Genomic DNA, 22,646 nt, shown 5'->3' on the forward strand with positions numbered 1-22,646 from the left:
GGTAATTAATTTTACTTTAATTCTTAACATCCTGAGGGTTGCTTATGTTATTCAACGGCGATTTAACTACTACTTGTCCTATCAGACAAAGAATCCGTGACTTTTACCGCATAGATGAAAATGCAGTTATTGATCATATTTTACCGCTTGCAGAAGTAGGCGTAAAAGCACGAAGTCGTGCCTGGGAAAGAGCCCGCCAGATTGTTTTGAACATTCGTAAAGAGCAAGATGGGCAAGGCGGTGTTGATGCGCTTTTAAATGAATTTTCACTCTCTAGTGAAGAAGGCGTTGTATTAATGTGTTTGGCCGAAGCACTGCTTCGCGTACCAGATAAAGCAACTCAAGATGTACTTATTCGTGACAAGTTAGCCAAAGGTGATTGGAGCTCACATTTAGGAAGCAGCGATTCTTTATTTGTAAACGCGTCTTCTTGGGGATTATTAGTTACCGGTAAAATGGTTAACTACACAGACAAAACTAAAGAACAACAGTTCGGCATGCTTAAAAAGACCATTGGTCGTTTAGGCGAGCCAGTTATTCGTAAGTCTGTAAACTTTGCTATGAAAATTATGGGCAAGCAATTCGTAATGGGTCGTACCATTGACGAAGCAATTGAACGTGCTGCCGAAACAGAGCAAAAAGGCTATGTGTATTCTTACGATATGCTAGGCGAAGGCGCGCGCACAATGAAAGATGCGAAGCGTTACTTTGACAGCTACATGAATGCTATACACTCAATTGGTAAAGCGGCTAATGGTCGTGGTCCAATTAAGAGCCCGGGCATTTCAGTTAAGCTTTCTGCTATTCATCCACGCTATGAGTTCACTCATAAAGACCGTGTGATGGAAGAAATTGTACCAAAGTTAAAAGAACTTGCGCTTGCCGCTAAAAAATACGATATCGGCTTTACCGTTGATGCTGAAGAAGCAGACCGTTTAGATATTTCATTAGATGTAATTGAAGCGGTATTCAGTGATGAAGATCTTGGTGATTGGCAAGGATTTGGCTTAGCTGTTCAAGCGTATCAAAAACGCGCTATTTTTGTAATTGAATGGCTAACTGATCTTGCAACCCGCGTTGGTCGCAAGATGATGGTACGTCTAGTTAAAGGCGCATACTGGGATACTGAAATCAAAACCACACAGCAAGATGGTTTAGATCATTACCCAGTATTTACCCGTAAAGCAACAACAGACGTTTCTTACAAAGCGTGTGCTATTAAAATGCTTGAAGCGCGCGATGTGCTTTATCCGCAATTTGCTACACATAACGCTTACACTGCCGCGACTATTTTAGAAGTAGCCAAAGGCGACAACACTGGTTTTGAGTTTCAACGTTTGCACGGTATGGGTGAGTCATTATTCGACCAAATCGTTAACGAAGAAAAAATTCAGTGCCGCGTATATGCCCCAGTTGGTCAACACGAAGACCTCCTTGCGTACCTTGTTCGTCGTTTATTAGAAAATGGTGCTAACTCATCATTTGTAAACGCCATTGTAGATACAACAAAACCTGTTGAATCATTACTTCCAGACCCTGTAGAAACATTGCAAGGCTTGCGTAACAAGTACAATACGCAAATCAAAATGCCAATTGATTTATACGGTGAAGAACGTGCTAACTCTAAAGGCATGGATTTAACCGACATTAACGTTATTACCCCTTTCAAAGAGAATCTTGAAACATGGTTTAACGAGCACTTAATTGAGCAAAGCCAAGTACCTGAAGGCTCATTAGCTGTTAAAAACCCAGCAAATCACAAAGAAATCATCGGCCACGTTAAATTGCAAACTGGCGAAGAGATGAAAGTATTACTGGCTAACGCTGAAGCTGTACTTGAATCATGGTCACAAACACCAGTAAGAGAACGTGCTAACTTACTGCGTCGCGTTGCTGACATATTAGAGCGTCATCACGACGAACTTGTTGCTATCTGTATTAAAGAAGCAGGTAAAGTAGCGCAAGATGGTATTGATGAAGTACGTGAAGCGGTTGATTTTTGCCGTTACTACGCGGCGCGCGCTGAGGAGCTATCGCAAGATGAGCGTTTTGAAGCCCGTGGCGTTATTTTATGTATTAGCCCGTGGAACTTCCCGCTTGCAATATTCTTAGGCCAAGTTGCCGCTGCGATTGTTACAGGTAACACTGTAATTGCAAAGCCTGCTGAGCAAACAAGTTTAATAGCCCTTCGTGCTATTGAACTAATGCTGTCTGTTGGTTTACCTGAGCATGTTGTTCAACCGGTTATTGCTCGTGGTTCTGAAGTAGGCAAAACAATTGTTCCTGATGAGCGCATTCAAGCGGTTATGTTTACAGGCTCTACTGAAACAGGCACATTAATTTCTCAAACACTTGCTGCACGTAACGATATTCAAGTACCGTTAATTGCAGAAACAGGTGGCCAAAACTGTATGATTGTCGACTCAACGGCGCTTCCTGAGCAAGTAGTTGACGATGTGATCAGTTCTGGTTTTCAAAGTGCTGGGCAACGTTGTTCTGCTCTTCGTGTGTTATTCATTCAAGATGACGTAGCAGATGGCATTATCGAAATGCTTAAAGGTGCCCTAGCTGAGCTACACATTGGCGACCCATCGTTACTATCAACTGATGTTGGTCCGGTAATTGATGAAAAAGCACTTAAAAACTTAAACGAGCACGTTGAGTACTTAAAAGGTAATTCTATACTTCATTACGAGTGTAAAATTCCGGATAACACGCAAAATGGCGCATACTTTTTTGCACCTCGTTTATACGAAATCAAAGATTTATCAGTACTTAAGCGTGAAGTATTTGGCCCATGTGTTCATATTGTTCGCTTTAAATCGAGCGAACTTGATGATGTGATGGATCAAATTAACAACACAGGTTATGGCTTAACAATGGGTGTACATTCACGTATTGAAGAGCGCTGTGAGTACCTTGCTAAAATGTCACGTGCGGGTAATGTTTACATTAACCGAAACATGATTGGTGCTATTGTTGGTGTGCAACCATTTGGTGGCCGTGGTTTATCAGGTACTGGCCCTAAAGCCGGTGGCCCTAACTACCTTCAACGTTTAGTAAAAGAAAAGGCATCACCAGATAACGTGCAAATGACAAACCTGACGCCAGATGAGCTTGATTTACACCACTACAGCGGTGCAGATGAGCAAGTTAAAAAGCTAATGGCTAACTCAATGCGCGATGAAAAAATCTGGCGTGCAACACCACTAAACGACCGAGTTTCGGCTGTACGTCAGTTGCTTGCTAAAATCGCGACGGTAGAAATTATCGACGATTTAGCAGACGATTTAGCATTAACATTATCAGAAGCTCGTGCACAGCTTAACCGCCTTGAAAAGCACATGCGTAAATTTACTACCCTGCCAGGGCCAACGGGTGAGTCTAATACACTTCATCTAGAAGCGCGTGGTTGTGTAGTGTGTTATGCAGATAAGAGCACATCATTTAACTTCTGGGCATTGTCTATCATTACCGCTATTGCCGCAGGTAATACGGTAATTACTGTAGCGTCTGAGCTGTTTTACGATGAAGCTGTTGCCTTTAAAGATAAATTTATCTCTACAGGTGTTGCTGAAGGTGTTTTCCAAGTAGCTAAACCTAATCAGTTACAAGCTATCTTAGCTCACCCTCATTTAGCTGGTGCGGTAGTTGCCGCTCGCTCGTCTCGTTTAGGCTACTTCAGCCAACAGCTTGCACAGCGTAAAGGCGCAATTTTACCGGTAATTAGCTCTGAGTATTACGATACATTAATCAAGCGCTTAATTACTGAAAAAACAATTAGTATTGATACAACAGCATCAGGCGGTAATACCTCGCTAATGACGCTTGTTGAAGATGATGAATAATTAAGCTAATAGTTTTTCACTAAAAAATAAAAAAAGGCACTGTAAAGTGCCTTTTTTATTTGGTCGTTACGTATAAGTTTGTTAGTTTAAAAGTAGATTAACAACTGAAGCCGTGAAATTGAAAACCATTCCTATTACTAAGTTAGTCCCAGGTATGTTTGTGCAAAGCGTTACCAAACAAACTGGCAGCATTAAAATTAAAAACCAAGGCTGGGTTAAAACTCAAGCTGGTATTAATAACCTGATAAAAGCAGGTATTTTAGAAGTAGAAATCGACCCAGATAAAACCCTCATTGATTCAGTCCCTGAAAAAGATCCTATCACTACACCTACAACAAAAATAAAGCGTGATCCTTGGCAAAAAATAAACAGCGCTGAGCAAGAAATGGGAAAAGCAAAAAAGCTTTATGACGAAGCAAAAACACTGCAAATAAAAGCATTTAAAGATATAAAAGCTGGCCGTGATATAGATATAACCCCGTTTAGAGAACTGGCAAGTGGCTTTATGGATTCTGTTTTTAGAAATCAAGATGCCCTAGCCTGCCTTACCCAAATGCGCCAAAAAGATGCCTACCTACTTGAGCACTCAATTAATGTATCAATATTAATGGGTATTTTTGCAAAACACTTAAATATAGAGAAAGACACTATTGTTGAGCTGACTACTGGCGCACTATTACACGACATTGGTAAAATAAAAATCCCTGATGAAGTGCTAAACAAACCTGGCCGCTTTACAGACGACGAATTTAAAATAATGAAAATGCATTCGCTTTTCAGTAAAGAGATATTAGAAGACTCTGGCTTAACAGGAATTGCGGTAGATATTGCAGGTATGCACCACGAAAGACTCGATGGTAAAGGCTACCCGTTTGGTAAAAAAGGTGACGAGATAAGTCAGTATGTGCGTATGGCGTCAATTGTAGATGTTTATGATGCACTTACCGCAGAACGTGTTTATAAAGCAGGCATGGAGCCAATAAAGGCGTTTAAAATATTAAAAGACGGGTGCCCTGATAGCTTTGATCCTGTGCTGCTTAATAAATTTATTCAATGTATTGGCATCCATCCGGTAGGAACGCTTGTAAGGTTATCGAGTCAAAGAGTGGGTTTGGTCACCGAGAGTAATCCGGGGGCACCACTAAAACCTGTCGTTAAAACATTTTACAGCGCTAAGCATAGCCGCTACACCGAAGTAAAAGATATTGATTTATCTAATAAAAAAACTGTAGACACTCTTGAGTCAGCGATTAAACCTAAAGAATATAACATTGATTTAGAACGCTTTTATAAAAATTCAATATTATCCTAAGCACTATTGAGAGCTCAATATTCTACCGAGCTCTCAACATGATAACTAAGCGCTTACTGCGGCCAGTCTTGCAAAGCTTTTAAGCTAAACTCATAACCATCAAAATCTAGCACACTTTGCTCAGGTGTAATTTCTGTGACTGTTAGAGCTCCTATGCTTTCTCCTTCGTGTAATTCTCGGCCATTTAGCTTGATCCAACGTTTATCAGCACTCGATGAATATATATGCGCTTGATATTTAATACTAGGTAACATTGATTGCAAACCATCAGGTAATAACTCAACAGGCTCAACACGTGATGACGTTTTTGACGCTTGAGTAACTTCATAATCTTGGTTTTTTTCGACATCTTGTATAGCTTGCGCAAATGCATTTTTAAGAGTTGTAGGCACAGCATCAAGCTCAGGGTCACTCGTCTGTTGAGATTGGGTGCTGCCTTTAATTGGCTTACCCAATACTTTATATTTACTCATATCAAGTTGAGCCGATGCGGTATTTTGATTTTGCCCAAATACCGCAGTGTTTTGTGCATTATTTGGATTGTAATTACTTTGTGGGTTAAACGCTGGCTGATTATAATTTTGAACAGGCATTACTTGTTGCATGTTTTGCTGATTATAACCTGCTGCGCTCGTGACCTGGCTCGACGGCATAGGAATATACTGACCATTTGGGGTTAATAACATTTGCTGTACACCATTGGGGGTTTGCACATGCACAAGTTGCCCTTCAATCGTTGCAGTATTTGTTGGAGCTACTTTAGCAGGCTCCAACTTAGCTACTTGCTGTTTTTCAGCTTCAGCATCTTCCTCTTTAACGTCTTTGTTAGGCGATGATTTTTCGCTTTCCACCACCTTAATTACAGCGGGTTCCGCTGCGTTTAATAAAGTCGTACTTTGAAACCACTTTCCGGCGGTAAAGCCACCCGCTACCGCAATAAAAGCAGCTAAGCTTGTACCAAATACTAATGCTAATCGTCTATAACGCTTAAGTGCTTGCTGTTGCTTTAACTGCTCAGATTGTAAGTCGTACTGTTCAGCACTCATATCTGATTGCTGCGACTGCTTTAGCGCATCTAATAAATAAGACATAACTTACCTAACTATAAAATAAATGAAAGCCCAATGCCTACGGCAAATAAAGCAGCGAATGCAAGGCTATAGGGTACAAATGACGTTGCTTTGTTAGCTTCGTTAACCGGTGCTACAAAATCCATGGGTAATGACTCATGGGCTGATTTTTTTATTATATCGCTATCAACTATCAACTGCTGCTTTGCAAAAGTCCCAACTAAAGCACGCTCACAGACCAAGTTCATTAATCGTGGCACACCGCCAGTTAATTGATGAACAGCTTGCATGGCATCCATCGAAAAGATTCCTTTATCACACCCTGCAATATGTAACCGATGCTTTATGTAAGCGACTGTTTGGCCTTGCGTAAGTGGTAATAAATGGTAACGAGCCGTTATCCTCTGGGCAAGTTGCCTTAATTCGTTGCGCTTCAAAAGATCTTGCAGCTCAGGTTGACCAACCAATACTATTTGTAATAATTTTTTATGATCGGTTTCTATATTTGTCAGCAAACGTAATTGCTCAAGCACGTTAGGGGCAAGTAATTGTGCTTCGTCAATAATAAGTATAGTGTGCCCGCCCGATTTATTATTAGTCTCTAAATGCTTTTTTATAATATCGGTAAGACTTTTAAGCGTCGCATTATGAACATCGTAACTAATATTGAGCTCATCACAAATACTGGCTAATAACTCCAGCTCTGAAAGCGCTGGGTTATGGATCATCGCTACTTGAGTGTTTTCAGGAAGCTGCTCTAACATACTGCGGGTAATTGTAGTTTTACCTGTACCTACTTCACCTGTTAATAATACAAAACCACCGTCTTCACCTAATCCATAGGTAAGGTGTGCTAAGGCTTCTTTATGTCGTTCACTTAAAAATAAGTAATGAGGGTTGGGCGAAATCGAAAAAGGTTTTTCGTTCAGGCCAAAATAGCTTAAATACACCGTGATGTTCCTTCGTAATTAAATCACGGCCTATAATGGCAAAAAATTGCACTGAGTGACAACGTTGTAAGCGCTTTATTATTGAAATAACGTAAATTTATGTAAAACAAAAAAGTGCAGCTGTTTTAAGGCTGCACTTTTGTCTGTCTAATCTTAGTATGCATTTTACTCTTCGTAGCGCACTAATCGTAAATACACATTACTGGTTTTAGCATGTAAGCTATTCAACCCACTATCAAATTGATAAACCCACGCTGAGCTCATCGTGCTTACACCCGATGTATTTGACCAATAGTTTTGAAGCTTAGTGCCCAAAAATACGTCTTCATTAATACTCGGCTCTGTGCAACTGTGCTCTAAAATACTCGCCAATTCTTTAATGTTAGGCATTTGCCAATCATCGTAATCTGCGGTTGTATCATTTTTAGCACCGCGTAGTGCCTCTTGCCAAGTAAGAGAAGGTGTTGAACCTTCACAAAGTTGTGTCTCTGTATTATAAGTTTGTCCATAACTACAGCGTTGCCACATAAGGCCTGTTTCACTATCAGACACTGTGCCATCTGTATTTATAGTAAATCTATCTGTCGGTGTTGTGGTATCTGCACCGTCGTAGCACGTTTGCGCCGCTGCAATATTAAAGCTCAAACTTATAGTTGCTAGTGCATAGAGTAATTTAAATTTCATTATTTTCTCCTAACGACTTCTAACTAAACGTACATAAGCAGTATTTTCTTTTGGATAAGCAAGGTCGTTACCATCACTCATATCAATGATATACGCTTGAGATAAACTGGTACCATCAGCTGCTGTTTGAGAGGTCCAGTAACGTAAATGGCTTAATGCACTTTCACTTGGCATATTAGGAAAAAATGCCTCATCAATTAATATACTTTGCCCTTGTTTACCGTAATCAATTAAGCCCAAAAGCTCTGTATAAGTAGGTAATCGCCAGTTTGTACCACCACAAAAATCTAAATCATTAACTTCGTTTATATAACTTTGTACTCCACAACTTGTATTGTCCGGACACGTTGAATTGGCGGTACTGGTATCGGTAAAAGTCGTATTCCCTACATCCCAAAAGTAATGATTTTGACCATCACGTAACGAAGTATTTGGTACCGTGCCAGATGCCACACTTTTCACCTCCCATACAAGCCCAGTAACATTATCGCGTATACAGGTAAAGTCAGGACTATCATCACCAACCTCATCAGCAAACTCATTAAGTTTAGTGTAATCAAACGCTAAATTACCTTTGCCAACTTTATCTAAGCGGTTTGCATAGCTATCGCGTCCAAGCTCTGCATCTTGCGCTGGAAAGTCATCACTTTCACAATTAATACGTTGAGTATTGTTATAACACTCACCAACACCACTATCGTTGATGAATCCAAGTGCTTTAGCTGATACATCAACAAATAAGGAGTCTGTATCTGTGCGTCCTTTTGAGTCGGTTACCGTGACTTCAAAGCTCAATGTAGACTCAGTATCAACATCTGAGGCAAAAAATGTCGTTGTACATTGGTCGCTATTGCTTAATGTTTCGGTATTACCGGTAAGTTGTTGCCATTTACACTTATAGGTATCGGTAACGGTTTCGCTATTCGTTGCATCAAGCGTTACTTCTTCAAACTCTTCGACATTTTGATCAGCGCCTGCATTTGCATCCACTAACTCATTTGTTTTGTTGAGTGTCATTGAATATTGAGTGCTCGCCTCGCCACCTTCATCATCAGTGACAGTTAGCTGCCAAGATAAATTCACGTTACTTTCAAGTAATGGATGAGAAAAACTAAGAGTTGATTCATTAAAACTCTCAATATCTAAATCAGGACCCGATAGCAATTGCCACAAATAACTATCAATTTGGCCATTATCATCAGGATCGCTCGACTCTAGGGCACTCAAAGTCACTGTATCTTTGTATACAGAGGGAAGTGTTTCAGGAGATGTTTGTGTAACAACAGCAAGAGGTAGTTGGTTATTAGAGCTCACTGAAATAGAAATGTCGTCACTAACAGCGCTACTACCTGTACTTTGATAGCTCACTCTTAATATTATTTCACTATCAGTTTTTACGTCAGGTGCAGTAAGTGTTTGCTCAGCGCCTTCAAGGGGGAAACCTTCTATGCTTGGGCCACTAACTTGTTGCCATGAAAACGTACCATCAGCGGGGGAACCTTGTGCTGTGATGGTAAATTCAGATTTTTCGATAATTTGTAAATCGGCTCCAGCATTAACAGACGTTTCAACAACTGTATTATCGCTATCACCGCCACCGCCTCCACACGCACTCAGTAAACTACAAGAAATGAGGGGGATTAAAGCAAACGCTTTCATACGCAGCACCTTATTATGTCAAATAATTACTATAGTGTAATCACTAGCAATAAAGATGCCATTAAAGTACTACATATATGTGTCTTGATGAATACGTACAAACAACTTCGTACCGATTTTACTGTAATCTATTTTGTATTCACGCCCGTCTAGAGCTTGAATAAACAGCAACTGCTTTTCTTCGCCAAATACATCAGCGCTACTTACATAAACCATTTCTAAATAACGCTCTTTTGCATCACGGCGGTTTTTAGGTAATTCTTCTTTAAATGGCTCCAGACCATGTTGCGTTACTTTAATTCGAGGATGAATTTCAGAGTTTACAATCACTAAATCATGCTTTTTATCTTTATGTATTATGGTGTTTCGACCACTTTTTAAAAAGGCTCTCTCTTGACTCATTTTTCTTTCCTACAGTCGTAGCTTAATTACTAAGCTGCGACGCTATAAACTGACTAGGCTCGAGCTTCCACTTATTTAAGTTAGCACTAAATGCCCAAATATCTCTATCTAACACGCTGGCAGGCAATAATAAATCGTAACCTGTTAGCTGCTGAAGGTGCTTAGTTCTATTAGCAAACATGGCTATAAGCCCAGTATAGCTTATCCCTTTATGGGATGTGTAATGTGTATCTTCTATTAACCATTCTGATGGGCAATTGCCATTTTTGCAATGTTTTTGAACAACTTGCATAAATAAATTACGCTGCTCTATTAATAATTTCCCTGCAATTCTAGGCGCTATGCTTGATAAAAAGTCGTCTATATCATTTACCTTAACGCCAACCGCATTTAATTCTAAATAGTCAAAGCCATCTTCTACTTTGGGTATTCCACTGTGATGAAAGTTACTATGAGGCATACACCAAGCTCCGTACTTGTGGCAATAAACGAGCTCAGATTCGCTCAATATAAGGCTATGGTATGGTTCTTGAGATTTTAAAAATCCAATAAAAATAGCCACAAGGCACAAGCTCACTAAAAATATTTCAAGTATGCTAATTTCACCCGGCCTCAGTAAATTAAATAACATAATAAAGACTAAGCCTATAGCACCTACAACAATCGCCTCAATTGCGTTTCGCGCGCCCTGTGCCCGAAACTTAATGACATTGTCAGATTTATCCATATCGGTAAAACACCATATAAAAAACAAACATAATAATGCCCCAAATTATGACCTTTCTTGTTGTTATACATAAGTTACAGCTAGTTTTAAATTTCATACATTACCGCTTTTTCCTCAACAAAATAGGAACAATGAATAAATCTTATTTACTTTTACGCTTAACGCACAAATTTATGAGATACATAACCGTCTTTTCACGGTCTTATTTCGTACAATACTTACAATTCATTTTCAGGTATGAAATCAATGTACTCAAGACAATCAGGTAAAGCACTTTTTCCATTTATTATTACGTTACTTCTAATATTTAGCGTTTATTTATATTTACCCGCTAGCCACGGCGAACAAGCCGATTCATCACAAATGTCTACCCAAGTAACGGCTCATACTGTTACTTCTGAGGAAAACGCAGTGATGATAGAGGCCATCGGTAGTGCACGTGCAAACCAAGCTATTTATATAAAAAGTGCGCAAAACGATTATGTCACAGATATATATTTTAAAGATGGCGACTTAGTCAGTAAAGGACAAAAATTAGTACAGTTACAAAGCCAACAAGAGCAACTTGCAGTTAAAGAACTCGGTATTAACTTACGTGAGGAAAAACGCCAGTTAGAACGCCTTACCGAACTTTCACGCTCGCAATCAACGGCAAAGTCATTACTTGAAGAACAATTATCTCGTGTTGATGCCACTGAAGCTCAACTAGAAAGCGCTAAAACAAAGTTAAATGAAATGACTATTACCGCGCCATTTTCAGGCCTGTTAGGTAAGCGTGAAATATCAGTTGGTGCCTACGTAAGCAACACAACAATAATCACCACACTTGATGATATTAGTATTATTAAAGTTGACTTTAAAGTACCTGAAAAATATTTAGCACAATTAAACATAGGTATGAAAGTACTTACCCAAAACGATGCCTACCCAGGGCAGACATTTAACGGCAAGGTAACGCATATTAGCTCGCGTATTGATTCGGTAACACGCAGTGTTGAAGTAACTGCAAGTTTTGCTAATAAATCAGGATTACTTCGCCCAGGTATGCTACTAAATACAGCACTTGAGCTAAGCAGTAACCAAGCTTTAATGGTGCCAGAAAAAGCGGTTATCCCTTTACAAGACAAACACTTTGTTTTTCAAATTCAAGACGGAGTAGCCAATAAGGTTGAAGTGCATGTTGCTGGCAGAAATAATGGCTGGGTTGCTATCGATGAAGGTTTAAATGATGGCGAGCAAATTGTTACTGAAGGGCTAATAAAAATTCGCTCTGGTAGTAAAGTAAGCGTAAAGGGGTAATACGTGAAAATTACTGATACTAGCGTTAAACGCCCCGTTTTTGCCATAGTAATTAATTTGCTGCTTCTTACTTTTGGTCTGGTTGCATTTACTATGCTGCCACTTCGTGAGTACCCTGATATTGAAACGCCAATAGTAAATATCAGCACTGAATACACAGGAGCTTCTGCCGAAATTATAGAAACCAAAATAACGCAAATAATAGAAAATCGAATTTCCGGTATTGAAGGTATTAAAAGTATTAACTCTTCGAGCCGTAATGGGCGCTCAAACATTACCATTGAGTTTGATATTAACCGCGACATAGATGCTGCATCTAACGATGTACGTGAACGTGTAGCACGTGCACTTGATAGTTTACCCGATCAGGTACGCCCACCAGAAGTGTCTAAATCAAACAGTGATGAAAGCCCTATTGCATGGTTTGTATTAAACAGCGAAACAATGGACTCGTTACAGCTCTCTGATTACGCGCAGCGTTTTATTGTTGACCGCTTAGCCGTAGTAGATGGTGTATCTAATGTACGTATTGGTGGTGAGCGCCAATACGCTATGAAAATTTGGCTAAACCGCCAAGCAATGGCTGCACGCGGTATTACCTCAAGCGATATTGAAAATACACTGCGTACAGAAAACGTTGAATTACCTGCCGGCGAAATAGAATCAATAGATCGCGACTTTACCGTGCGTACTGCACGTAGTTATAAAGATCAGCGCGATTTTAAAAACCTTGTTATTAAACGTGGTGAAGAAGGTTATTTAGTGCGTTTAGGTGAAGTTGCCGACGTAAAATTAGAAGCTGCCGATGACGAAAGCTTATTTCGTGGTAACGGGCGCAACATGATTGGCCTAGGAATTGTAAAACAAGCTAAAGCAAACACGCTTACCGTAGTAGACAACGCACGCAGCGAACTTGAAAAAATCAAACGTAACCTACCTGAAGGCACAACAATTCAAGACAGCTACGATTCGTCTGTATTTATTAAAGAATCAATTAGTGAAGTTTACAGCACACTTGCCATCTCTATGGGTTTAGTCGTACTCGTTATATTTTTGTTTTTAGGCAATATACGAGCAACGCTTATTCCTGCGGTTACCGTACCGGTCGCACTTGTTGGTAGCTTTATGTTTTTATTAGCAATGGGTTACTCAATCAACTTACTCACTTTACTTGCCTTAGTACTGGCTATTGGTTTAGTAGTAGATGATGCCATTGTAATGCTTGAAAACATTCACCGTCGTATTGAACTAGGTGAGCCGCCATTACTAGCTGCATATAGAGGTGCGCGTGAAGTTGGTTTTGCCATTGTCGCAACCACGCTTGTACTAATATCGGTGTTTGTGCCACTTGTATTTATGGATGGCCGTATAGGGGCATTATTTACTGAGTTTGCAATGGCGGTGAGTGCTGCCGTATTTTTCTCAAGTGTTACAGCGCTGACTCTCGCACCAGCCTTGTGTTCTAAAGTACTTAAAGTATCAGACAAACCAAATAAATTTAGCCAATGGATGGACCGCCAGTTTACTAAAATTGAAGTAAGTTACCGTAATTCGCTCTCCACTAACATAACCCGTAAATGGGGCTTAATGGTGAGCTTATTATTAGCGGGCTTTGTTAGTTACTCGTTGTTTTTACAAGTTCCCTCTGAGCTAACGCCAAAAGAAGACCGTGGCACGTTCTTTATTATGATGAGCGGCCCTGAGGGCGCAAGTTACGAAAATAACGCCGCTAATATGGCTAAAATTGAAGAACGCTTAATGCCTTACTCGCAAGCAGGTGAGCTAAGTCGCGTACTTGTTCGAGTACCTGGCTGGGGTGGCAGCGGCGGTGTTGCTATTGTTGGTATGGCCGATTGGGATAAGCGCAAACGCTCAACATGGGAAGTAATGGACGAAATAAGCGGTAAAATGCAAGAAGTTACCGATGTTCGTGCATTTGCCATTATGCGCCGTGGTATTGGCGGTGGTGGTTCATCTCGCCCTATTGAGTTTGTATTGCAAGGTAATGATTATGCACAACTTGCCGATTGGCGTGACCGTATAATTAAGCGTGCTGAACAAAACCCAGGTTTAGTAAGAATCGATCATGATTATAAAGAAACCTTCCCGCAGTTTTTAGTCAGCATAGATAAAAACAAGGCCGCTGATTTAGGCGTTTCAGTATCTGATGTAGGCCGTACACTTGAAACAATGCTTGGCCAGCGCCGTGTTACAACCTTTATTGACCGCGGTGAAGAATACGATGTAATTTTAAAAGGGACGAAAGAAGACTTTACTAACCCTACTGACATTTCAAATATATACCTTAAATCACGAAGCGGTGAACTAGTCCCACTTGATAGCCTTATCAGCTTAAAAGAAGAAGCAACCGCATCGCGCTTAAACCGATACAACCGTATGCGCGCAATTACATTAAGCGCCAACTTAGCCGACGGTTATACGCTTGAGCAAGCGCTTAACTTTTTAAACGAAGTAGCCGCGCAAGAAAACGATATAGATGGCGCCGTAGATTACAAAGGCGAGTCGCAGCTTTATTACGAAGGCGCATCAGCGATGACCTACGTATTTATACTTGCACTCACTGTTACCTTTTTAGTACTGGCAGCGCAGTTTGAAAGCTTTATGCATCCGTTCGTCATTATGCTTACCGTACCACTTGGTTTAATGGGCGCTATGTTCGGACTTTGGGCTACAGGACTTACCTTAAATATTTACAGCCAAATTGGTATTGTCATGCTCATAGGGCTAAGTGCTAAAAACGGTATTTTGATTGTAGAATTTACTAACCAACTGCGCGATAAAGGCGTTGAATTTAGTGAAGCTATTTTGCAAGCAGCAACTCAGCGTTTGCGCCCTATTATTATGACCTCGCTGACTACGGTTATGAGTTCGGTACCTTTAGTACTTGCTTCAGGTCCGGGCGCTGAAAGCCGTATGGTGATAGGTGTAGTCGTGTTTACTGGGGTTATTGTATCGACCCTACTAACTCTTTTTGTTGTACCTGCTGCATATTATGCACTTGCACGTAACACTCAATCACCTGAATTTTTACAGCAAAAATTAGACAAACAAGCCGCTGAAAAACCTTTCGAAGAGATCTAGCCTCTTAATTGCGCCGTAACCTTGTTGTTGCGGCGCATACAATTTATGCTCGCCTTTAAACCCCATATACATTTTAGGAATACTTATGAGCTCAACAACGCAAGTAGCAACATTTGGTGGCGGCTGTTTTTGGTGTATAGATGCTGCATTTAGACGTGTAAATGGCGTACTAACCGTAAGCTCTGGCTACACCGGCGGTGAAACAAATAACCCAACATATGATTCTGTATGCTCAGGCACAACCGGTCACGCTGAGGTTGTTAAAATTGAATTTGACGCGACTGTAGTTAGCTTTGAAACACTCTTAGCAATGTTTTTCACACTGCATGATGCAACACAATTGAATCGCCAAGGTAACGATATAGGCACACAATATAGAAGTGTGGTTTACTATCACGATGAAGCTCAACTTAAGCAAACCACCGAAGTGATAGCTCAACTGCAAAGCCATGTCGCTGAGCCAATTGTGACAGAAGTCAGCCCTGCCACTACGTATTATCCAGCAGAGCATTATCATCAAGATTACTATAACGAAAACCCACAGCAGGGTTACTGTAGTATTTTAATAGCACCTAAGTTACACAAGTTTGAAACCGTATTTAAAGAGTTCTTAGCTGACTAGCTAATTTTAGTAGTTAAACTTAGCTACACATTAAAAAGCCCGACATAAGTCGGGCTTTTTAATATTAATAAATACCGTTAAAACTGGTAGCTTGCGCCTGCAAAAAAGCGACGCTCTGCCGTGTTGTAGTAATACACTTCACCCGTTGTAAAATCAGTGTTTGAATCAACAGCGTTATATTCTTTATCAAATAAGTTTTCTACACGAAGCGAAACTTCAATATGTTCATTTACTTGATAATTACCCGCTAAGTTCCAAAGTGTATAAGAGCCTAAGCGAGTCACAGCACCTTGTCGGTCGCTACGGTATTGCATGTCTAAGCTTGCATCAAAAGCACCAAACTGTTTTGCAAGTTCCCAGTTAAAAGTACGTTTAGCAACATTACGCAACTCTGCGCCCGTTTCTTCGTCTTCAGCGCTTAAGTAAGCAAAGTTAAGGTTGCTATCAAAACCAAAAAACTGCTGAGATAAGCTAAATTCAACCCCTTCGTAACGTGCTTCATCGATATTAGCCAATGCAAAGTTTGCATCGTAATCAATCTTATCTTCTATATCGTTTCTAAATATTGCAATATCAACTTGCGCTATATCAAAATCTACACTCAAACCTAACTCACGGTTTACTGATTTTTCAGGTTGTAAATCAGGGTTACCATAAAGTGGATAATATAAATCGTTAAATGTAGGAGCTTTAAAGCCAGTACTTTGGCTTATACGAAATGTTGCATCTTCAGATAAATGATAACCTGCAGCGGCTGTATACGTTGTTTCATCGCCAAATTGCTCGTCATCATCTTGGCGAACAGTTAAATTAGCCAATACTTTATCTGCATCGTAGTAAGCACCTACAAACACAGCAAGTACATCGCGGCTGTCTTCAACAAATAGTTGCGAACTATGCGACACATCATCGTTGTACCAATTAATACCACCACTAATGTTAAGTTCATTAGATAACAGGTACTGGCCGTTATAATCAATTTGTGTGCGTTTAGTTATAAATGTACTTGTTGTTGGCCCAACTGAAAAATCGACATAAGTGTTATCTGAATCATCTGTTGAAAGCGCTAAATCAATACTATGCGTTTGGTTAGTGTAGTTTTTACTCCAACCTGCAGAAAGTTGATAGTTTTTAAAATCATCTCGTTCAATCGTGCTGTCTGCAGGGCTAAAGCGACTGTCGTAATCTGCATAGCCTTCACTGTATTGGCCTAATAACTTAAAGTCGCCGTAATGTGCATCGGTGTAGTTAACTTTAAAACCAAGGTTTTTATTTTCATAGCCATCTTCATCAGGTGCTACGCCTTGCAGTACATCAAAGTTATCTGTTTTTTCAAAGCCTGCGTTAAATGCTGTTGTTATATCATCTGATTTTACAGAGCCTGCAACTTGATAATTTTGATAAGAGTCAGAACCAAATGTAGCGCTTAGGGATAAGTTATCTGACTCACGCGTAATAATATTAATAACACCAGCGAGTGCATCAGAGCCATAAACAGCCGCGCGAGAGCCTTTAATAATTTCTATGCGTTCAATACTATTTAGAGGAACATTATTTAATGCTTTTTGACCTAGTGTTGCTGAGCCTGTACGTACACCGTCAATTAAAATCAACGTATCGCCAGAGCCCGTACCACGAAGTGACACACCTGTATTTTGACCAAAACCACCGTTTGGATTAACCTGAAAACCTACTCGCGTGCTTAAAAGTGTAGGTAAATCGCGTACGTTACTAGCTTCTATTTCAGCACGTTCAATAACATTTACACTCGCTAAAACGTCGTTAATTGATTGCTCAAACTTATTAGCTTTAACGGTTATTTTTTCAATTGATTGCTCTGCACCAGACACAGAAAATGAAAGCGCAGCAGAAATTGCAACGCCTAGAGTTGTTTTGTTTAACATGAGATCCCCTACCTTTGCCCACCGCAAAGATTTAAGTAAGTAAGATTGCATCAAGGCCGGTCTCCGGACTCAGTAAGCACATAAAAACATGCAATACTCTACCGTTGCGGGGGCAGTGTTGGGCTTGTAGTCATCATGAAAACGCACCAACTTCCCGATTATCCTGCTAAAAAAATCATTACATGAAGTGGCTAGCAAGCACCTTGAAAATATGCCGTCATTGTGAGCATTTTGTTTACAAATGTCAATGGACGTCTATATAGCTAAAAGCTATTTCAGTTCAGTGCTGTATTATTATAGCTTGAAGGAATACCGTACTTATCAAGTAGCTTCTGAAGTTGCATTTGTGTAGTAGGTAAATTTAATATTTCATCCATTTTGTGACTAGATATTTTATTTGATTGTGAGTTAATCAAAAAATGTGTTTCATACACTGCATCTGGTACGTCACTCTTAAATAGTAAATCCATATTTAAGATATTCTGCTTTTTAAAATACTGATAAGCAATACTGTTTAAAACCCCGACTTCAGCGCGCCTCAATAGCAGCATTTTAACTACATTGAATTCATCAATTGTTAGGCTTACCTGGTGCTCTTCTCTCAAGTATTCGGCATTTGTATTAAATCCTGCAAATTGATACGAGTACCCTAAAACCCCAACTTTGGTTAATTTGTCCAGATTGTCAAAATAAGTTTGCTCTGACGCATTCTCTTTGAGTGTATAAAGCTCGTTTTTGGTGATGGTATAAAATTCAGTTTTTTCAATGTTTTTCTGCGTTGTTTTTGGCAGCCATTGCATTGCCATTAAAAATAAAACGTCGAAGTTATTTTTTTCAACAGACAAAGTAAGCCTTTTTACAGGTAAAGAAATAAGTATAAAATTAAATTCCTCCTGTGCGTCGTTTAAAATATTAATAAACTCAGGAGCAAAGCCCTGCTTCTTTTGCGCGTTAATAATAATCGGAAAGTAGCCATCTTCGACCAATACATCAATATCAACTGCCTTTGATAAGCTTGGCTTGGTAAATATAAGCAAAACAAATAACAGAAATAATTGATGGGGTCTCATTTTAATACCTTCTACAGTGAAATTTTTATTATATTCAATTAAATATAATAGCTTAAATATCAAAAAGAGGATTAACACATGCAGAACTACGAGAGGATAAAGTGGGAAAGTTGTAAAAAGATTAAGTAGCTTTAATCTGTCTGCAAATATAGACAAATTAAAGCACTTTTATTAAAAACAGTTTATAAATTAGTCGCGAAAGTTTTTAAACTGAAAAGGCTGACCTAAATCGGCACTGCGTACTACCTGCATTGCTTCTTGAAGATCGTCACGCTTTTTACCTGTCACACGTACCTCTTCGCCTTGAATAGCGGCTTGTACTTTAACTTTTGAATCTTTAATGGCTTTAACCACTTTTTTGGCCATGTCTTTTTCGATACCTTGCTTTAACCCAACGTTACGAAATACATTTTTTCCTGCACGGCTAATATCTTGAAGTTCTAAACTAGCTACATCCATACCGCGCTTTGAAATTTTTCCCGCTAAAATATCGAACAACTGCATAACTTGAGAGTCAGCTTCTGCTTTAAGCTTAATTGTTTTATCGTTTAGCTCAATAGATGCATCAACGCCTCTAAAATCAAAGCGAGTCTCTAGTTCACGGTTTGCGTTATCAACCGCATTTTTAGCTTCGTTCATTTCTACTTCAGATACAATATCAAATGAAGGCATTAGTATACTCCTAACTATTTAATCTTAATTTTATGTGGCAATTATAACGCTAAAATTATAAATCTTTACATTTTTCTGCATCTTGTTCAGGTGCGATACTAAATTAGTTTGATATACTTGCGCCTCTTTTTTAAGCGATTTTAGGATTTGTCGTGACAAGGCGTGTTTATCAAGCAGTTTTTTTAATCAGCATAGTGGCTTTCACCTTTTTATTTGCCAAAGAAATAAAAGGTGGCGTTGTAAATTTATTTCCTCATGTTGATAAAGTTGCCCATTTTGGGATTTTTTTTATATTAGCCATAATAATGGACAAGGCTTTTAAGCTTCCTTTATATGCTCAAATACTCTTATTAGCAGGCTATGGCGCCTCAATAGAAATAATGCAAGACGCACTCCCTTATAGGCAAGCATCACTTGGTGATTTTTTTGCTGATTTTGCAGGTGCTGCAAGCTACTTTTTACTTAGAGTAATTTTTACACCTCGAAAAAAGAACCCACATGGCTAATATTTTAATCGTTGGCGATGGCGCTATTGGCTTATTGCTGAGCCACTTTTTGAGCGCATCGCATAATGTCAGTGTTTTAACTCGTAAAAACCCAACAAACACCCGCTTTTACAGTAGGGGTAAGGGTGCATCAAAAAAAATTGACGCAAAATTCATTTCATTAAATCAGTTAGATAAAGCAACTGAATTTGATGTAATTTTATTTACTGTTAAAGCTTTTCAAGTGCTTGATGCGTTTTCTCAAATAAAGCCATTTTTACCAACACATTGCTCTGTTGTACTTTCGCATAATGGAATGGGCAACGTTGATGAGATAAATAACCAGCTAAACACCCATCAAGCACTCTACTTTTTAACGACAAGCGTAGCGGGCTTTAAATCAAACCAATATATTGTGCAACACACAGGTGAAGGACAAAGCGTTATTGGTGGCTGTAATGAGCTTGCACTTCAAAATAGCGCGCCAATAGCTGATATTTTTAAAGTAATACCCAACCTAAAGTTTACTAATAACATTCAGCAGCTTCGTTTTGAAAAGCTACTCGTCAATATTGCCATTAACCCATTAAGCGCTTTAAGTAATGTAAAAAATGGTGAATTACGTGCACCTAAGTACAATACAATAATTTTTAATGCACTCACTGAAGCGTGTAATATTGCAAAGGCTCAAGGGCTTAATATTCCATTAATTAAAGCTCTCAATACCGCTTATAAAATAATGGAATTAACCGCAAATAATTACTCATCAATGCAGCAAGATATAGCTCACAATAGAGAAACCGAAATATCAGCTATATGTGGCTATATTAGCCAACAAGGTAAACTTCACAGTATTCCAACGCCTTTCAACGATGAGTTGCTAGTCAAAATTCAGGCAAAAAAAAGCGTGGTATAAACCACGCTTATATAAGCTTTTAACTTTACGGGCGATAAACTTTTACAGTTTCGAAGCCCTGTTCGTGCAGCATAAGTGCCTGTAGTTGGCTCATTACGCCTCTGTCACAATATAAATAGTAGTCAGTGTCTTTTGGTAAATCACCAAACTTAGTAGCCAAACGGAAGAACGGTAAATGCACCACCTCAACACCATCGATTGCAAGCGGTGCAGCTTCTTCTTCTTCAGGTGAGCGAATATCAATAACTACAGAGCCTGCAGGTAAATCAGCAACCGACTCAGCCTCTTTTAGCTCTTGCTTTGCCTCTACGTCAATATCGCGTACATCCATTATGCGCGCGTTATTTACTACGGTATCTAGCACATCAAAATCGAACTTTTCTTCTTCAGCTTCTATTACTTCAATTTTGGCTTTAACTGTCGGCTTTTTAGAAATAACACCACAATATTCAGGCATCGTTTCAGCCATTTCAGCAGTACCAATTTGGCGAGCAAGATTAATAATTTCTTGTTTATCATTTTGAATTAGCGGGCGTAAAATAAGCGTTTCAGTAACACGGTCAATCACACTTAAGTTCGCTAATGTTTGACTAGATACTTGGCCAATACTTTCACCAGTGACAAGCGCCTGAATGTTCAACTTTTCAGCCACTACACTTCCTGCTCGCATCATCATACGTTTAAGTACAACACCCATTTGGCTGTTTTCAACGTTTTCTAGAATTTCAGCAACAACAGGTTCAAAATCAACTGTAATAAATTTAACTTTATGTGTTGAGCTGTATTTTTTCCATAAAAAATAGCTCGCTTGCTTAACACCAATCTCGTGCGCTGCGCCACCTAGATTAAAGAATAAAAAGTGCGTACGTGCGCCTTTACGAATCATTTGGTAACTTGCTACGCCAGAGTCAAAACCACCCGACATAAGTGAAAGCACGTCTTCTTGCGTTGGTAGTGGAAAGCCCGCCATACCAAAATGCGTTTGCGAAACAATATAAGCTTTATCGTCTTTTACTTCTAAGCGTATTGTCACTTCTGGACGGCTAAGCTTAACGCTTGCGCCTTCAATATGTTGATTTAGCCCACCACCAACATAACGCTCTAAATCAGTCGAGGTAAAGTCATGTTGGCCTATACGCTTAGCACGCACACAAAAAGTTTTACCCACAATTGTGTGACCCACTAACTCTATTGTTTTTTGATAGATATCATCGAGAGTTTCAAATTGCGTCTCAGTTACTTCAATAAACTGAACGATACCAGGTATGCGTTTAAGGCTGTCGATAAAATCAAGGCGAACTTGTGCATCTTCAAGCTTTGTAACAACTGAAATATTATCCCAGTTATTTCTTACTTGTACTTTTTCGTCAAGACGTCGCAATACAATTTTAATGTTATTTTCTAACACTTTAGTAAAGCGTTTACGGACCGAACGGCTTTTGATGGCTATTTCAGGATGTAGTTTGACGATAAATTTAAGCATAGTTCACTCTTAGACTGCGGGAATTCGCGCTCCCAGGCATTTGGCGCGCGATTATAGCAAAAAATTCAGCGTCTAGGAAACAGCCAATAATTATCGATTAAGCAACCGCAAGGGCCTATTTATCTTTCGAGGTTAAATTTGCAGCAGTGTGTTTGGTATTTAAGCAAGGCAGAGCATATGTAGCGTGGTTATTCCCTATAAATAGGCGATAACGTAGCATAAATGCCAAACATGCGCTGCCCGAAGGGCTGACGAATCCCCAAAACGTGACAGGCACAGCAATTTATGATCTTATGTAAATCACCACAACCCACACAAGTCACAACTGCTATGCCTGAGACATCAGTTTGCCATAAGTACTTTAAACATGCATTAGCGCCATTCAATAATGCCAGAGTAAAAACATTACTAAGCTGCAGTAATGCATTAATTTCGGGCAAT

17 protein-coding genes and 1 riboswitch are annotated in these 22,646 nt (G+C 39.4%); of the genes, 7 read left to right on the top strand and 10 right to left on the bottom strand.

Annotation, left to right across the window (positions count from 1 at the left end; genetic code table 11):
- Nucleotides 1-44: 44 nt before the first annotated feature.
- Nucleotides 45-3,848: a bifunctional proline dehydrogenase/L-glutamate gamma-semialdehyde dehydrogenase PutA gene (gene putA / locus H5087_RS14660; RefSeq protein ID WP_182672537.1), complete on the top strand. Its 3,804-nt coding sequence runs from the start codon at nt 45-47 to the stop codon at nt 3,846-3,848.
- A gap of 118 nt (nt 3,849-3,966) precedes the next feature.
- Complete coding sequence (locus H5087_RS14665; protein WP_182672538.1) at nt 3,967-5,160, top strand: HD-GYP domain-containing protein; 1,194 nt, start codon at nt 3,967-3,969, stop codon at nt 5,158-5,160.
- Nucleotides 5,161-5,213: 53 nt separating this feature from the next.
- Here H5087_RS14665 and H5087_RS14670 read toward each other — a convergent pair whose 3' ends face one another.
- The 6 genes from H5087_RS14670 to H5087_RS14695 form a co-directional block, all read right to left on the bottom strand.
- Entirely contained in the window at nt 5,214-6,251 is a 1,038-nt protein-coding gene (locus tag H5087_RS14670; RefSeq protein WP_182672539.1) for a general secretion pathway protein GspB, read from the bottom strand.
- A gap of 11 nt (nt 6,252-6,262) precedes the next feature.
- Entirely contained in the window at nt 6,263-7,180 is a 918-nt protein-coding gene (locus H5087_RS14675; RefSeq protein ID WP_165744853.1) for an ExeA family protein, read from the bottom strand.
- A gap of 165 nt (nt 7,181-7,345) precedes the next feature.
- Nucleotides 7,346-7,864, bottom strand: a complete 519-nt coding sequence (locus H5087_RS14680; RefSeq protein ID WP_182672540.1) for a DUF1566 domain-containing protein — start codon at nt 7,862-7,864, stop codon at nt 7,346-7,348.
- A 9-nt stretch (nt 7,865-7,873) separates the two neighbouring features.
- Complete coding sequence (locus H5087_RS14685) at nt 7,874-9,523, bottom strand: DUF1566 domain-containing protein (protein ID WP_182672541.1); 1,650 nt, start codon at nt 9,521-9,523, stop codon at nt 7,874-7,876.
- A gap of 69 nt (nt 9,524-9,592) precedes the next feature.
- Nucleotides 9,593-9,925, bottom strand: a complete 333-nt coding sequence (locus tag H5087_RS14690) for a hypothetical protein (protein WP_024596875.1) — start codon at nt 9,923-9,925, stop codon at nt 9,593-9,595.
- A gap of 22 nt (nt 9,926-9,947) precedes the next feature.
- On the bottom strand, nt 9,948-10,652 hold the full coding sequence (locus H5087_RS14695) for a DUF2982 domain-containing protein (protein ID WP_182672542.1): 705 nt from the start codon (nt 10,650-10,652) through the stop codon (nt 9,948-9,950).
- 246 nt (nt 10,653-10,898) lie between these two features.
- Here H5087_RS14695 and H5087_RS14700 point away from each other — a divergent pair, with 246 nt between their 5' ends.
- The 3 genes from H5087_RS14700 to msrA all read left to right on the top strand — a co-directional run bounded on the left by H5087_RS14700 (nt 10,899) and on the right by msrA (nt 15,675).
- Nucleotides 10,899-11,951 carry an efflux RND transporter periplasmic adaptor subunit gene (locus tag H5087_RS14700; protein WP_182672543.1) on the top strand — a complete coding sequence of 351 codons (1,053 nt, stop codon included), beginning with the start codon at nt 10,899-10,901 and terminating at the stop codon, nt 11,949-11,951.
- Between the two features lie 3 nt (nt 11,952-11,954).
- A complete protein-coding gene (locus H5087_RS14705; protein ID WP_024603401.1) occupies nt 11,955-15,053 on the top strand; it encodes an efflux RND transporter permease subunit in 3,099 nt (1,032 codons plus the stop codon).
- A gap of 85 nt (nt 15,054-15,138) precedes the next feature.
- Nucleotides 15,139-15,675 carry a peptide-methionine (S)-S-oxide reductase MsrA gene (gene msrA, locus H5087_RS14710; protein WP_182672544.1) on the top strand — a complete coding sequence of 179 codons (537 nt, stop codon included), beginning with the start codon at nt 15,139-15,141 and terminating at the stop codon, nt 15,673-15,675.
- A 77-nt stretch (nt 15,676-15,752) separates the two neighbouring features.
- Here the strand turns inward: msrA and H5087_RS14715 are convergent, their stop codons facing one another.
- The 3 genes from H5087_RS14715 to H5087_RS14725 all read right to left on the bottom strand — a co-directional run bounded on the left by H5087_RS14715 (nt 15,753) and on the right by H5087_RS14725 (nt 19,321).
- On the bottom strand, nt 15,753-17,579 hold the full coding sequence (locus H5087_RS14715; protein WP_182672545.1) for a TonB-dependent receptor domain-containing protein: 1,827 nt from the start codon (nt 17,577-17,579) through the stop codon (nt 15,753-15,755).
- A gap of 36 nt (nt 17,580-17,615) precedes the next feature.
- Nucleotides 17,616-17,800, bottom strand: a riboswitch (cobalamin riboswitch).
- A gap of 54 nt (nt 17,801-17,854) precedes the next feature.
- Nucleotides 17,855-18,805, bottom strand: a complete 951-nt coding sequence (locus H5087_RS14720) for an ABC transporter substrate-binding protein (protein ID WP_259397776.1) — start codon at nt 18,803-18,805, stop codon at nt 17,855-17,857.
- Between the two features lie 33 nt (nt 18,806-18,838).
- A complete protein-coding gene (locus H5087_RS14725) occupies nt 18,839-19,321 on the bottom strand; it encodes a YajQ family cyclic di-GMP-binding protein (RefSeq protein WP_002958753.1) in 483 nt (160 codons plus the stop codon).
- Nucleotides 19,322-19,473: 152 nt separating this feature from the next.
- Between H5087_RS14725 and H5087_RS14730 the strand changes: the two genes are divergently transcribed.
- Both H5087_RS14730 and H5087_RS14735 read left to right on the top strand, forming a co-directional pair.
- Nucleotides 19,474-19,827: a VanZ family protein gene (locus tag H5087_RS14730; RefSeq protein WP_002958754.1), complete on the top strand. Its 354-nt coding sequence runs from the start codon at nt 19,474-19,476 to the stop codon at nt 19,825-19,827.
- Nucleotides 19,820-20,722 (top strand): ketopantoate reductase family protein, encoded by a 903-nt coding sequence (locus H5087_RS14735; protein ID WP_182672546.1) that lies wholly within the window; start codon nt 19,820-19,822, stop codon nt 20,720-20,722. The genes H5087_RS14730 and H5087_RS14735 overlap by 8 nt, the downstream gene beginning before the upstream one ends.
- A gap of 25 nt (nt 20,723-20,747) precedes the next feature.
- On the opposite strand, the gene thiI is transcribed toward H5087_RS14735, so the two are convergent.
- Nucleotides 20,748-22,205 carry a tRNA uracil 4-sulfurtransferase ThiI gene (gene thiI, locus H5087_RS14740; RefSeq protein WP_182672547.1) on the bottom strand — a complete coding sequence of 486 codons (1,458 nt, stop codon included), beginning with the start codon at nt 22,203-22,205 and terminating at the stop codon, nt 20,748-20,750.
- Between the last annotated feature and the right edge of the window lie 441 nt (nt 22,206-22,646).

Origin of the sequence: Pseudoalteromonas sp. SR43-7 (assembly GCF_014163785.1) — a bacterium.
Classification (GTDB): Bacteria; Pseudomonadota; Gammaproteobacteria; order Enterobacterales; family Alteromonadaceae; genus Pseudoalteromonas; species Pseudoalteromonas distincta.

Excerpts from the sequence above, each read along its gene's own strand:
- putA (WP_182672537.1), top strand. The coding sequence starts at position 45 with ATGTTATTCAACGGCGATTTAACTACTACTTGTCCTATCAGACAAAGA.
- H5087_RS14670 (WP_182672539.1), bottom strand. The coding sequence starts at position 6,251 with ATGTCTTATTTATTAGATGCGCTAAAGCAGTCGCAGCAATCAGATATG.
- H5087_RS14680 (WP_182672540.1), bottom strand. The coding sequence starts at position 7,864 with ATGAAATTTAAATTACTCTATGCACTAGCAACTATAAGTTTGAGCTTT.
- H5087_RS14685 (WP_182672541.1), bottom strand. The coding sequence starts at position 9,523 with ATGAAAGCGTTTGCTTTAATCCCCCTCATTTCTTGTAGTTTACTGAGT.
- H5087_RS14690 (WP_024596875.1), bottom strand. The coding sequence starts at position 9,925 with ATGAGTCAAGAGAGAGCCTTTTTAAAAAGTGGTCGAAACACCATAATA.
- H5087_RS14695 (WP_182672542.1), bottom strand. The coding sequence starts at position 10,652 with ATGGATAAATCTGACAATGTCATTAAGTTTCGGGCACAGGGCGCGCGA.
- H5087_RS14700 (WP_182672543.1), top strand. The coding sequence starts at position 10,899 with ATGTACTCAAGACAATCAGGTAAAGCACTTTTTCCATTTATTATTACG.
- msrA (WP_182672544.1), top strand. The coding sequence starts at position 15,139 with ATGAGCTCAACAACGCAAGTAGCAACATTTGGTGGCGGCTGTTTTTGG.
- H5087_RS14715 (WP_182672545.1), bottom strand. The coding sequence starts at position 17,579 with ATGTTAAACAAAACAACTCTAGGCGTTGCAATTTCTGCTGCGCTTTCA.
- H5087_RS14725 (WP_002958753.1), bottom strand. The coding sequence starts at position 19,321 with ATGCCTTCATTTGATATTGTATCTGAAGTAGAAATGAACGAAGCTAAA.
- H5087_RS14735 (WP_182672546.1), top strand. The coding sequence starts at position 19,820 with ATGGCTAATATTTTAATCGTTGGCGATGGCGCTATTGGCTTATTGCTG.
- thiI (WP_182672547.1), bottom strand. The coding sequence starts at position 22,205 with ATGCTTAAATTTATCGTCAAACTACATCCTGAAATAGCCATCAAAAGC.